A 13,580-nucleotide genomic window follows, 5' to 3' on the forward strand; every position below is an offset into this window, starting at 1 on the left:
CTTAACAGACGACTGTTTTTTAGGTGCCACCACACACCAGAACAACATATTGTTACCAACAACATATTGTTACCTGGTGCGGGCGGCGCTGTTTTTATCTATCGGATAACGGTTAAGACGGTGTGTTGCCCATGGCTTGTTTTTCTTCCAGCAATTTCTCTACTACGCCAGGATCGGCGAGGGTAGAAATATCACCCAGATTGCTGGTATCCCCGGCTGCAATCTTGCGCAGAATACGGCGCATGATTTTGCCGGATCGGGTTTTCGGTAGTGCATCGGTCCAATGCAGAACATCGGGCGTCGCAATCGGGCCGATCTCTTTTCTCACCCAGTTGCGCACCTCGGTGTACAACTCACTGGTGGGTTCTTCACCATGATTGAGCGTGATGTAGGCATAAATAGCCTGCCCCTTGAGACTGTGCGGAATACCAACCACTGCGGCTTCGGCGATTTTCGGGTGTGACACCAGCGCAGACTCGATTTCTGCTGTCCCCAGACGGTGTCCGGACACGTTCAGTACGTCATCTACGCGGCCGGTTATCCAGTAATAACCGTCTTCATCACGGCGCGCGCCGTCACCGCTGAAATACATACCTTTGAACGTAGAAAAGTAGGTCTGTTCAAAACGGTCATGGTCACCAAACAGCGTGCGAGCCTGACCCGGCCAGGAGTCGGTAATCACCAGATTCCCTTCGCAGGCACCGTCTTGTGGGTTACCGACGTTATCCACCAGGGCCGGTTGCACCCCGAAAAACGGCAATGTTGCAGAACCGGGTTTGGCTTCAATCGCGCCGGGCAGCGGGGTGATCATGAATCCCCCGGTCTCTGTCTGCCACCAGGTATCGACGATGGGGCAGCGGCTGTTACCTATTTTCTTGAAGTACCATTCCCAGGCTTCCGGGTTGATGGGTTCCCCCACCGAGCCCATGATTTTGAGCGACTGGCGTGAGGTGCCCTCGATAGCTTTGTCTCCATCCGCCATCAATGCGCGGATAGCGGTGGGAGCGGTATACAGAATATTGACCTGATGTTTGTCTACGACCTGTCCCATCCGGCTGGCGGTTGGCCAGTTAGGTACACCTTCGAACATCAGTGTGATGGCACCGCAGGCCAGCGGACCGTACAACAAATAGCTGTGACCCGTGACCCAACCAACGTCAGCGGTACACCAATAGATATCGCCAGGATGGTAATCAAAGACATACTTAAATGTTGTGGCGGCGTATACCAGATAGCCCCCGGTAGTGTGCAGAACCCCTTTGGGTTTGCCGGTTGAGCCGGAGGTATACAGGATAAACAAGGGGTCTTCGGCATTCATTTCTTCCGGCGGGCAGTCATCGCTCGCCTGAGCAACCAGCTCGTGCCACCATAGATCGCGGCCATCCTGCCAGTTACCGGGTTTGCCGGTGCGCTGGAAAACGATGACATTGCTCACGGTGGTCACGGCAGGGTTACGCAGTGCTTCATCGATGTTCTTTTTCAGTGGAATCGAGCGCCCGGCGCGGATCCCTTCATCGGCGGTGATCACCAGTTTGGCGCTGGAATCGACAATGCGCCCGGCGATCGATTCAGGGGAGAACCCTCCGAAGATAACCGAATGCACGGCACCAACACGGGCACACGCCAGCATCGCGACAGCCGCTTCCGGCACCATTGGCATATAAATGGCGACCACATCACCTTTGCGGATCCCTTTTGCTTTTAATACGTTAGCAAAACGGCATACCGCCTGATACAACTCGCGGTAGGTGACTTTCTTGCTTTCTTTGGCATCGTCACCTTCCCAGATGATCGCGGTTTGATCACCTTGCGTGGCAAGGTGGCGATCGAGACAGTTCGCTGCGACATTCAGCGTACCGTCTTCAAACCAGCGAATGCGAACATGGCCTGGGTCAAAAGAGGTGTTTTTGACCTGCTGATAAGGTTTGATCCAATCAACGATCTTGCCTTGTTCCCGCCAGAAAGAATCAGGATCTTGCACCGATTCTTGATACATCTTTTTATATTGTTCGGCGGTGATTAAGGCGTTCTCCGCAATCGCGGTAGGTATAGGGTGTTTATTATATTGGCTCATAGCGCTTCTCCTTAAACATTGTTAATATTATGTCAATCAATGGTTAATAATAGTGAGCCATTAACATTTGTTTCTTTTTTGCGCGATGGATCACGCATTACAGAAATGGTGTCCAGATGTTTGCTTTTAAGAGTAGTCCCAGATCGAGAAGCATGGGGAAGCCGTTGCGGAAGTACGCTGTTTTATGGGATTTCGCTCACATTTTTGCCGATTGGAGCGGCCCGTTGGGCTCGTAAAGGGAACGATGAATGAAAATGACTATTCAATTGGCATTAACTATCATTAGCAGGATTTTGATCGGACGATATGATCAAACAAGCAAAAGATCGGCCTTATTTGAGCGATCGACCTCCAGCGAAAGCGGATATAGTGCTAACAATACCTAAAGAGTCGCACTGAATGCCGCTCATAAGTTACGAAATTGTTTTTTTGTAAGCAATTCGTAGCGACAAGTAGGCTGATTATTATGTAGGTAGTTTCGACGTTCAGTCAGCCAGATAAAATGGGATATAATTTACCAAAGTATAATACTTATTATTTTTTGGACTACGTAATCACGTAGGAAATTAAGTTATCACTCATCATGTCTTGTTCAGGTTGGTTGGATTCTAATTATATCAACGGTTTGATTATTGTGGTTGCCAGAGACATTTTCTGGCTGACTTTAAAAACTATCCCCATACACGCCTGCGCCGACATTCTCTGGTTGCTTCAGGAGGGATAGATTTCACATAGCAAGAAGCAGAGGACATATGAGTCTGATATTTGGGCAGAATGAAATCATGAGCATGTTAAGTGCCCCTGTTCACAATGACAGGCGCGCAATTGCGGTCATTGATGATAAATGCAAGATACTCTGTGCAAATTCCGCATTTAATGCGCATTTTGGTTTGCGCACTGGTGCTACCGTCCCTGCCTCTATTGATGAGGTTCTGCCGGTTAACGTTCGGTTCGCTTACCAGGATTTCATGACTAACAACGAGTTACTGAGCACACATGTCGCCTGGGATTTGTTGTCTGATGGTTTTGCTAAAAAGCCGCTCAGCACGCTTTCGTTTTCCAAGTTGAATGTAGAAGACAGAGTTCTATCGTTGTTAATCCTCAATCAAGAGGATGGGGACATGACCACGACGATGGCGTCATAACGAGCCAGCTATTGGGAAAATGAAATTTGACACTATCAACGTTATTCGTTGATATGTTTTCTTGTGCTTTTACATAGGAGGTTACTATTAATTGGGCATATTTTAATCCTTATTGTTTGTCTCACCTTTATATCGATACGTTTCGATAATCAATTTCACACGCAAGCTAATAAATCATTCATATTTAAATACACTTTCTCAGCTAAATGTATCTTTTGTATTAATTCTGATACAAGCATTTTGTTGGCGAGGTAGTGCCGGAGCTAAAGATATTGGTCGGGATGAACTGATCTTGCTATCTGGAAGTACCTCATTCACCGGTTTTCGTATTTTACTGTGATGATGCGCCTCGCATGTCAGGCGTCGTTTCTCATTGTACCTGGCGTATCTTCCGCGATGGCACTGTCTATACGGCCTATCTATACGTTATATGGCCTATCTATACGGCAGGTGACCAAACGCGACGATAGATGACCAAAATTGATGCTAATCCTGCTGGTGTTTCGTAGTTAAAACGCTAAGAATGGTTGCTGAAATATTATTTCAGGTCAGGGTATTGCCGTCCTCTGGCGTAAGGTTTCCTTGTCGCTGGTTGGTGTGGCATTCCCTTCTGACGTCGCGGTAAGAAACAGGATGTCGTATGCAGTTGTTGAATGTGAAACAAGCCAGATTGCTGAGCTTTGCGTTTATCCTTGGGGGGTTGCTGCTCTTGATTGAGTTGCGACTGCTTGCCTGCTTTATCGCCGGTTTTCTGGTGTATGAAATCATTAATCTACTGACACCGTATTTTCAGAAGGTGATCAGCGGTAAACGTGCCCGTCTTGCGGTCGTGGCGGTGATCAGTACTGTAGTGGTCTGCCTGCTGAGCGTAATTTTTGGCTCGCTGGTCGGGTTGTTGATGCAGGAAATGAAAGATACCAGCGTGTTCAACGCCCGAATTGCTTTTATTCTCGAAGATGTACAAACGCAGATCATGACCTATCTACCCGGCTACCTGCCGGTCAGTGTGGAAGAGTTGCAGCATGAGTTCGTGATGTGGCTACAAAAGCACGTAGAGATGCTGCAAAACATGGGGAAAGATTTCCTGCATGGTTTTGTCACGATGTTGATCGGCATGATCCTGGGCGCGATCATCTCTTTGTATAACATTGAGCCGACGGTGGAGAAGCCTTTGCTGAAAACCGAGCTGATGCATCGGGTCGCTCTGTTATCGTCCTCGTTTCGCAATATTGTGTTTGCACAGGTGAAGATTTCACTGGTGAACACAGTGTTGTCGGCGCTGTTCATTTTAGGTCTGTTACCCGGTTTCGGCATTCATCTGCCATTTGCCAAAACGCTGGTGGCGCTTACCTTCATTTTTGGCTTGCTGCCGGTCATCGGTAATCTGATTTCTAATTCCGTGGTGTTCATCGCGTCGTTATCGATCTCTTTACCGATAGCACTGTTGTCGCTGGTCTACCTGATGTTGATCCACAAGCTGGAGTACTTCCTCAATGCGCAGATTGTCGGTACCCGCATCAAGGCGCATGCCTGGGAAATTCTGCTGGCGATGCTGGTGTTTGAAGCTGCATTCGGTATTTCCGGCGTGATTGCTGCTCCTATTTATTATGCCTACCTGAAAAGTGAATTGCGGGAAGCGGCGCTGATCTGATGGTCTTCTCAAGCATGACTGCGCGGTATTCGCCGATGCTGCCATGTGAAAACAGCTGACCTGCGTGTCAAAACAACAATGCCGCCTGAGGGCGGCATTGTGTTGACTGGCAATAGCTTAGCGAGGAGAAGTTGCAATGACGGGCTCAGGCTCAGTCGGTTGCAGGCCGAGCGGGTTGTTGCCCCAGCATTGTTCGTATTTCCAGCCGGTAAGCTCTTCAGCAACGGCGCGGGCTTCTGCAGGCACATCAGCAATGGCGCCACCGGCTTTGATACGTGCAATTTCCTGCAGCAGAATCATATGGTTCTTACGGTCCAGACGCATTTGAGCACTGAAGTAGATGGCTACCACCGCCAGTGCGATAACACCCAGTGAGAACACACCGACAATCGCCAGTACTGCACTTTCCGGTTGGGCGGCTTTGCCGGAGACAAATCCGAACTGACTCAGAATCCAGCCCATGGCGAAGACGATGACAGAGCGCACCATCTTGCCCGCGAATGTCATGGCCCCGGCATAAATCCCTTCACGACGACGCCCTGTCAGTACTTCGTCTACATCTGCCAGGAAGGTGTAGACCGTCCACGGAATGTAGTAGATACCGCCAGTACTCAAACCGAAGACAGCGGTAATACCAAACAGAACGATCATGGTCGCGGTCTGAGACCAACCGGTGAAATAGAGCGCGGCATACGCGATCACACTGACGATTACCACCATCAACGCCATACGGTACGGGCGACCAAAGCCCATCTTCACGCAAATACCGATAAACAGGAACGTGGAGATAAACTGCATGATGGAGCTGAAACTGTTGAGCTGGGAGACCACCGCGGTGCTTTGCTTCAGGCCAAAGACGATGAAGTACGTGAACGCGGAAGCGAACAGCCATTCAGCACCAAAACCGAACAGGTACATCCCAAGGTGTTTGCGGAAAATACGCAGACGGAATGTGGAAGCCATATCGATGCTGAGTTTCTTCAGGGACTGCCACAGGTTCTGAGTGTGCTCACGGGCCACTTCGTTCGGAGAACGTTCCCAGGATGTGAAGTAAAGGGCGATCATCGCCGCGCACATAATGAAACCGTAGGCCAGGCCGGTGTAGAAGAACGGTGTGGCAGAGTCTTTACCGTAGATCCCGATGAACTGGCCTGGGATGAACGCAGCCAGGAAATTGGCGACTTTACCGAAGATAGCCTTGGAGCCGGTCAGTTTTGAGCGGACTTTGAAATCGGTCGTCATTTCGGTGGCGAGCGTTTCGTATGGCACCATGATGGAGGTGTAGATCAGCTCGAACAACACGTAGGTCGACAGGTAATACCAGAACCCTAAACCTTCCATCCACAGCATCGGATAGACCAGCACCAGTGGGATACCGAGCATGATGAAGAAACGGCGACGGCCGAAAAGGCGGCCAATACGGGTGTTGTAGAAGTTATCACTGATGTAACCCATTATCGGGTTACTGATCGCGTCGATAACGCTGGCGACGGAGAAAATGGCCGCCGCTTCAACCAGGGTCAAGCCACAGAAGGTGGTGTAGAAGTACATTAGCCAGGCACCACTGATGGCTAACGCACCGCTGCCTAGCAAGTTCGCGCTGCCGTAGCAGAACGTGTGTTTAAACGTAATAGGTTTACTCATGATCAATTCGCCTAACAATATTGAAACATTATTTCATTTGAAATGAACTTATGTTCTTATCATTTGCCTGATTGCGACAAAAGTAAACTAGCCATCCCGCTCCTGACGGCTTTTAATAGGAATCTGTCATGGAGATCATGAAATAAGTTTTTTTAATTTGATCACGGATACGGCCGGATAAAACGTAATGTCTTACCGGGAATACGTATTTTTTTATCGTTATACGATAAAAATTGAGGCTGTCACTAATGGTGACATCAGCGGAAGTGGTGAAACTATCGGCACTATTTCGCCGTGTAGGCCAATAAAAATCAAGTATAATTGTAAAAAATAGCGAGCAATTGTGACTGTTTTGTGATCTCGACTGGATCTTGCCTCAGAACACAGCGCAAAGTGTGATTTATCTCACTGTGCCGGACAGTGTATTTTATCGGGTCATGGGTCAATCGTTGGTAAGGCGGGTTATGCCGATCGTTATCAGGCTGGATGTACTGCTGGCACAGAAAAAGATGAAGTCCCGCGAGCTGGCGAGACGTATTGGTATTACAGAGCAAAATCTGTCATTGCTGAAATCCGGTAAGGTTAAGAGCATCCGGTTCGAGACGTTGCAGAAAATATGCGAAGTGCTCGCCTGTCAGCCCGGCGATGTGCTGGAATCTCTGCCGGAGTGTTTGCCTGAAAAGTAAAGCCGTGCACTCCCTGCACGGCTCTGGTGACAGACTGACTAGCGACTGAATAGCGCGGCGACGGTTGCTTTCGCGCCGTTATCACGTAACGACAGGTAGGCGTTGGTCAGCTCAGCGACCCACGGCGCGTTGTTGGGCAAATCATCGCCGAACAAGGCATTGATGGCGAGCAGGCCGCGAACGCGCGCTTCGTTGTCAGCGGTTGTGCTGACAACCTGTTGCAAGGTGGTGACCAGTGGATCACGGATATCGATCGCCTGGCCAGCATCGTCAACGCCACCGACATAACGCATCCAACCCGCCACGCCAAGCGTCAGCGCGCGGTGGTCGCTGCTATGTGCCAGATGCCAGCGCAGTGAGGCCAGCATACGTTGTGGCAGTTTCTGGCTACCATCCATCGCAATCTGCCAGGTGCGGTGTTTCAATGCAGGGTTAGAAAAACGCTCAAGCAACTGGTCGGCATACGCGGTCAGGTCGACGCCGGAAACCTGTAAGGTCGGTGCCTGTTCCTGCAACATCAAATGGCGTACCGCCTGCCGGTAGTGCGGGTCTTCCATACCATCATTGATATGCTCGTAGCCAGCCAGATAACCGAGGTAGGCCAGGAAAGAGTGGCTACCGTTGAGCATACGCAGCTTCATCTCTTCAAACGGCAGTACGTCATCAACCAACTGTGCTCCCGCCAGTTCCCACTCGGGGCGACCGGCAACAAACTTGTCTTCCACCACCCACTGGATGAAGGGCTCGCAGGCGATACCGCAAGGATCGGCAACCCCAATAGCATCGGCTATCTGGGTCAGCGTTTCCGGTGTGGCGGCCGGTACGATGCGGTCAACCATGGTGTTAGGGAAGGTCACGTGTTGTGCTATCCAGTCCGCCAGTGAAGGATCCTGCAAACGGGCGGCATCCATGACGACCTGTCGGGTCACTTTACCGTTTTCCGGTACGTTGTCGCAGGACAGCACCGAGAAGGGCGCAATACCGCGTTCACGACGCAGGCGCAGCGCTTCGGCCAGCAAACCCGGCACTGACGACGGCTGACGTGGGGTGGCCAGGTCTTGCTGAACCAACGGGTTATTCTGATCCAGCTCGCCTTTGTTGCCTGCGCGACAGTAACCTTTTTCGGTGATAGTCAGCGATACGATCTCCACGACCGGGTCTGCCAGTTGTTCCAGAATGGTCGCAATCCCTTCGACACGGGCGTGTAGCGACTTACAGACAGCACCCACCACGATGGCCTGATTACCGTTAGCGGCTTTCTCAAGCACGGTAAAGCGGTGATCCTGACGACGCAGGGCAGAAATCAGGGAATCGTCGCTAAATAGCACCACTTCGCAAATCCCCCAGTCGCCGCCCTGACGGTTGAGCACCCGATCGGTCAGCAGCGCCTGATGGGCACGGTGAAACGCACCAAAGCCGATGTGTACGATGCGGGGCTTCAACGACTGGCGGTCGTAGCGGGGTTGTTGGACCGTGGCGGGAAGCGCCGTATTGGACAGATTTTTTTCGTTGCCGGACAGACTGTTACTGGACATAGCTGGCGTCCTGAAAAGGGAAAAATTAACCGCCCAACCTTAGCGATCTTTCGGCTGGACGGCAACTGTCATATCACGTGTTCTGAAGACTGTTCACACAGTCATGAGCGGGCTTTTGCCGTCTCTGCCTGCGAGGTTGGGTTCAGTACCGGGCGAGGCCGGATAAACCAGGCGGGGACTATCGCCAGAAAAAAGAACAACGCCACCATAAAAAAGCCGTCCAGATAAGCAAACATCTGTGCTTTGGGCGTTAGCATGGATTCCAGATACGTCATGATCCCTGGGTTGATGTGCGTACTGAGCGGGTCGCCAAGCGGGTTACCACCGTGACCGAACAACAGACTGAGCTGGCGGATGGCATCGGTGCTGCGGATATTATCGAGTGTGAGCGATTGCGCCAGCATCTGGCCGTGGAAGGTTGCGCGTCGCTCAATAAATACCGACAGCAGGTTGACCCCCATCGCACCGCCTAACTGGCGGACAAAATTGAGGCTGCCTGCGCCTTGCGCCAGTTGCGCCGGGGGCAGTGCTCGCAACGCGCCAGCGTTCATGGCAGGCAACATGACCCCAAGCCCGACACGCCCAATGACTATCCACCAGGCCATGGTCCAGAATGGTGTATCGGTATCTGCCTCGCTGGATAACCAGCAGGATAGCCCAAACAGCACTAAGCCTGAAATCACCAGCAGATGGGGCTTGAGCTTGTCGCTGAGCGAGCCTGCCAGTGGGAAAACCATACCGAGCGCCAGCCCGGCAGGCATCAGCAACAGACCGGAGCGGGTCGGGGTATATCCCTGAATACTTTGAACAAACAGCGGGATGATATACGTCGAGCCGTAGATACCTGCTCCCAATGCGAATGCCACAACACAGCCAGAGGTAAACGCCGGGTTCGCGAATACCCTAAGGCTGAGCAACGGGTACGGTGTGGTGAATTCCCGGATAATAAAGGCCAGTGTGGCTATCACGGCGGTGGTGAGCAGGCAGAGAATGAAGAATGAGTCCCAGCCTTCGCGCTGCCCATTGGATAACCCGGCCAACAGTGAGGTCAGCGCGATGACCAGTAGAATAAACCCCAATGTATCGAAACGACGCGGTGTACCCGTCGTCTGTGTGCTTTTAGCTGGCAGGATCACCCATGCTGCGGCGATCCCGGCCAGACAGAACGGCACCACCACCATGAAGACGGCACGCCAGTCGAGCTGGTCAACCATCAATCCGCCAGCGGCGGGCCCCAGTGCCGGTGCCAGCACCACCCCGACACCGTAAATCCCCATCGCTTTGCCACGTTCTGATACCGGAAAAACCTGTGAAATGATGATCATCGCCAGTGGTTGGATCACGCCGCTGGCGCTACCTTGCAGAACACGAGCCAGGATCACTTCAGTACTGCTCTGACTGAAGGTGCCTAGCAGGCTGCCTGCGATGAACACTGCCAGTGAGCCGACGTAAGTGGCGCGGTAACCAAAGCGCTCCAGCATCCAGGCGGTGATCAGCATGGTCGCGGTCATGGAGGCCAGAAAGGCGGTGGATAGCCACTGTGCCTGATCCTGACCCATACCGAATGCCCCCATGATGTCACGCATCGCGACATTGACGATGGTTGCCGTCGCGGTGGTGGCGATCGTACCCAGCATAATCGTCACCGTCGCCAGCCAGCGGTAGCGATCACCAAAACGGGCTGCCTGGGCTTCAATCGGCGACATTGATGCTCACTTCCGCCATCAGGCCCGGTTTCAGGCCGTTATCCTGGGAATCCAGCGCGATACGCACCGGGACGCGTTGGGTAATTTTGGTGAAATTGCCAGAAGGATTGGGGCTTGGCAGCAATGCAAACTGGTTGGTGGCCGCATCGCCAACCCGGATAACATGGCCGCTGAAATGCTTGTCCGGGTAAGCATCGACCTGAATATCGACACGTTGGCCGACTTGTACCCGGCCAATGGCCGTTTCTTTGATATTGGCCTCAACCCACAGGTTACGCGGATCGTGTACCAGCATGATCCACTGACCGGTTTGTGCGTAACTGCCCACATTGACGATGGTACGATCCACGACGCCGTCTACCGGGGAGCGTAACGCCCGGTCGGCGATCTCCTGTTTGATCTGATCGACTTGCGCCTGCAACGCAATACGCTGCTGACGCTGCATCTCTATCTGCCTGTCGAGCACCTGCAATGTGTTGCGCTGTGCTAAGGCGTTGTTCAGTTCAGCGTGTTGCGCTGTACGCTGGGCTTCGGCTTCACGCAGCTCACTCTGGCGTTGCAACAGCAGGGTGTGGGATTCGTCCCAGGTTTTACGGGCGGTCAGGTTACTCTTCAGTAATTGATCGTCGCGCTGAAAATTGTTCTGGGCCAGGCTGAGCTGATAACCGGCGTTACTGACGGCAGAGTCATTGGATGCCAGCTTGGCACGCGCTTGATCCAACGCCGCCTGGGTCGTGAGGTCGGTGACCTGGCGCTGGGTCTGGCTGTAGGCAATTTGCGCGTCTGACGCGGCCAGATTACCTTCCTGCTCGGCCAGTCGCAGACGGGCATCGCGATCGTCTATTTGTGCCAGTAACTGGTCTTTGTGGATGACATCGCCATCGATGACCGGGCGTGCTGTCACCCAACCGCTTTCACGGCTGGCCAGCGAGATCACTTCCCCCATGACATGGGCATCTGTTTCGCTGATGTGTGTAAAACGCTGGTGAAACCAATAGGCCAGCATCAGTAATGCCAGCAATAACAGGGCGGCACCTGTCAGCAAAAAAGTACGCTGACGCTGGCTAAGACGGCGAAATCCCGTCAGTTTGAATAAGTGATGGTTCATGGGTGGCTGTTTTCGTTGCGGGAGAGATTGGCAATAACCTGATCGATAATCTGGCTGACTTGTTGAATATCCTGCTCTGATACCCCAGCCAGCGCCTGATTGCGCACCTGCCAGGCGATGGATTCCACCTTTTTCACCTGTTCCTGCCCGAGTGTGGTGAGATGAATCTCGCGAAAACGGCGGTCATGGCCTTCCCGACGTTCAATAAGCCCCTGTTTTTGCAGATTATCCAGTATCCGCACCACTGCAGAGGCATCGAGCCCCAATGATTCGGCCAGCGCTTTTTGATGGGTGGCCGTTTCTTCGCGAGCGATAAACAGCAACGGCAGCCAACTGGCCTGGGTTAAGCCGAATGGCTGTAATTCCCGGTCAATGACCCGACGCCACAGACGGGTGGTCTGTCCCAGTTGGATGGCGAAACGTCGGCGAGCGGAAGATTCTGTCTGTGGCATGGTGAGTTCCGTTTAAATAGATGGCAATGTCATTAGTTAACAAATCAATTAATGATAAGTCAATTGATTTTGCGCAGTGAGGCCAAAATAGCCGGGCGGCAAACGGATAAGACGCATCAGGCGAGAGGCGAACACCAGAGGCGAACGTCAGACGATGACGGATAGGGCCGGATGAAACGAAGGAGTAGTGAGGAAGCGTCGGTTGGACTGAAAATAAACAGGGCAGCTTACGCTGCCCTGGGAAAAGCATTCACCTGTAGGAATCAGGATTTGCTGCTGTCAGCCGCAGCAGCCTGATTGGCGTCGGTGACGACAGGTTGAGCCTGAGGCGCTGCTGGTTGTGCGTTGTCCGGTGCATTGGTCTGCTGGATAGCAGGAGCCTGCGGCGCTGCCGGAGCAGCAGGTGCGATAGGGGCGATGTTGTCATCGGCACCGTTCACTTTCGTCGGCATACCAGAACGGTTCTGCAGTGCCTGGTCAACCGCGCTTTCGTTTACGCTGGCGTCAGACAGTACTTTGGCGACGACCGGGCTCAGTTGCAGCGGTGCTGGCGTGTCAGAGTTGAACTCAGCTTCGGTACGAGACAGTGGGTTGTGTACTTCAACATACCGTGAACCATCAGGTTCTACCGTGGCTTTCACCGGTTCGTTGATGAACTGAACGCGGGTACCGACCGGAACGTGTTCAAACAGGTACTTGATGTCTTTATCGCGCAGACGAACACACCCGTGGCTAACGCGCAGGCCAATACCGAAGTTGGCGTTAGTACCGTGGATAGCGTACAGCTTGCCGATGTACAGCGCATACAGCCCCATCGGGTTATCCGGACCCGCCGGATAAACCTGAGGCAGGTATTCGCCGCGAGCCGCGTATTCGGCATGCATGGCGGCAGTCGGTGTCCAGGTCGGGCGCTCTTTCTTACGTTGTACCGACGTCACCCAGTTGATCGGGGTATCTTTGCCGAGCTGGCCGATACCAATCGGTAAGACCACCACGGTTTTGGAACCTTTCGGGTAATAATACAGGCGCATTTCGGCACTGTTGATCACGATGCCCTCGCGCGGTGCGTCGGGGAGAATCAGTTGCTGCGGCACTGTCATGGTGGTGCCCGGTTTTGGCAGATAGACATCAATGCCTGGGTTGGCTTCCAGCAGGTTGCTCAGCCCCATCTGATACTGGGCGGCAAAGTGCTCCAGCGCATCGGTACTGCCGCTGGGAATCGTAACTTGGATGTTTTCTCCTACCAGCCGACTATTCGGAGCTGGCAATGGATAAACTACGGCGAGTGCTGTCTGGCTGAAAGCAGCCGCCGCCACAACTAACGTCAGGATCGCGCGAATACTCATTTTCATATCTTTGTTGAGTGTTAAAAGCCATTGCGGCAAAGGAATTGTTGTTATCCGGATCATAAAGCCCGGATGCGCATTATATGTGCAGAAGGTCGGCAGGAAAACCAGATGTACAATCCATTACATTATATCCCACTCATATTTCAGGCTACTGACGTGTTGGAGCAGGAAATAAGGCGACGGGGGAAGGATACGAACAAAAAAATCGAATAAGTGTCGTCAGGCGTGGC

The 13,580-nt window shown here is 52.5% G+C and carries 10 protein-coding genes; 3 read left to right on the top strand and 7 right to left on the bottom strand.

All coding sequences use genetic code 11. The features are described from left to right. Window positions 1-112: 112 nt before the first annotated feature. Window positions 113-2,074: an acetate--CoA ligase gene (gene acs, locus FAZ14_RS19075; protein WP_153509018.1), complete on the bottom strand. Its 1,962-nt coding sequence runs from the start codon at window positions 2,072-2,074 to the stop codon at window positions 113-115. Window positions 2,075-2,826: 752 nt separating this feature from the next. On the opposite strand from acs, the gene FAZ14_RS19080 reads away from it, so the two are divergent. Both FAZ14_RS19080 and FAZ14_RS19085 read left to right on the top strand, forming a co-directional pair. Then, window positions 2,827-3,219: a hypothetical protein gene (locus FAZ14_RS19080; protein WP_016943691.1), complete on the top strand. Its 393-nt coding sequence runs from the start codon at window positions 2,827-2,829 to the stop codon at window positions 3,217-3,219. A 640-nt stretch (window positions 3,220-3,859) separates the two neighbouring features. Further along, complete coding sequence (locus FAZ14_RS19085; protein WP_016943690.1) at window positions 3,860-4,870, top strand: AI-2E family transporter; 1,011 nt, start codon at window positions 3,860-3,862, stop codon at window positions 4,868-4,870. Between the two features lie 117 nt (window positions 4,871-4,987). Here the strand turns inward: FAZ14_RS19085 and FAZ14_RS19090 are convergent, their stop codons facing one another. Continuing rightward, entirely contained in the window at window positions 4,988-6,514 is a 1,527-nt protein-coding gene (locus tag FAZ14_RS19090; protein WP_038925606.1) for an MFS transporter, read from the bottom strand. 464 nt (window positions 6,515-6,978) lie between these two features. Here FAZ14_RS19090 and FAZ14_RS19095 point away from each other — a divergent pair, with 464 nt between their 5' ends. Then, a complete protein-coding gene (locus FAZ14_RS19095) occupies window positions 6,979-7,200 on the top strand; it encodes a helix-turn-helix domain-containing protein (RefSeq protein ID WP_153509019.1) in 222 nt (73 codons plus the stop codon). Window positions 7,201-7,238: 38 nt separating this feature from the next. Here the strand turns inward: FAZ14_RS19095 and FAZ14_RS19100 are convergent, their stop codons facing one another. The 5 genes from FAZ14_RS19100 to FAZ14_RS19120 form a co-directional block, all read right to left on the bottom strand. Beyond that, window positions 7,239-8,735 carry a mannitol dehydrogenase family protein gene (locus FAZ14_RS19100; RefSeq protein WP_194287083.1) on the bottom strand — a complete coding sequence of 499 codons (1,497 nt, stop codon included), beginning with the start codon at window positions 8,733-8,735 and terminating at the stop codon, window positions 7,239-7,241. Between the two features lie 101 nt (window positions 8,736-8,836). Beyond that, complete coding sequence (locus FAZ14_RS19105; protein WP_016943686.1) at window positions 8,837-10,441, bottom strand: DHA2 family efflux MFS transporter permease subunit; 1,605 nt, start codon at window positions 10,439-10,441, stop codon at window positions 8,837-8,839. After that, window positions 10,428-11,549 (bottom strand): HlyD family secretion protein, encoded by a 1,122-nt coding sequence (locus tag FAZ14_RS19110; protein WP_016943685.1) that lies wholly within the window; start codon window positions 11,547-11,549, stop codon window positions 10,428-10,430. Before FAZ14_RS19110 ends, FAZ14_RS19105 begins: the two co-directional genes overlap by 14 nt. Further along, window positions 11,546-12,001 carry a MarR family winged helix-turn-helix transcriptional regulator gene (locus FAZ14_RS19115; RefSeq protein ID WP_016943684.1) on the bottom strand — a complete coding sequence of 152 codons (456 nt, stop codon included), beginning with the start codon at window positions 11,999-12,001 and terminating at the stop codon, window positions 11,546-11,548. Before FAZ14_RS19115 ends, FAZ14_RS19110 begins: the two co-directional genes overlap by 4 nt. A 263-nt stretch (window positions 12,002-12,264) precedes the next feature. Further along, window positions 12,265-13,347, bottom strand: coding sequence for a L,D-transpeptidase family protein (locus FAZ14_RS19120; protein ID WP_016943683.1), 1,083 nt, complete (start codon window positions 13,345-13,347; stop codon window positions 12,265-12,267). Window positions 13,348-13,580: the final 233 nt, after the last annotated feature.

Source organism: Dickeya oryzae (genome assembly GCF_009372235.1).
GTDB classification, from domain to species: domain Bacteria; phylum Pseudomonadota; class Gammaproteobacteria; order Enterobacterales; family Enterobacteriaceae; genus Dickeya; species Dickeya oryzae.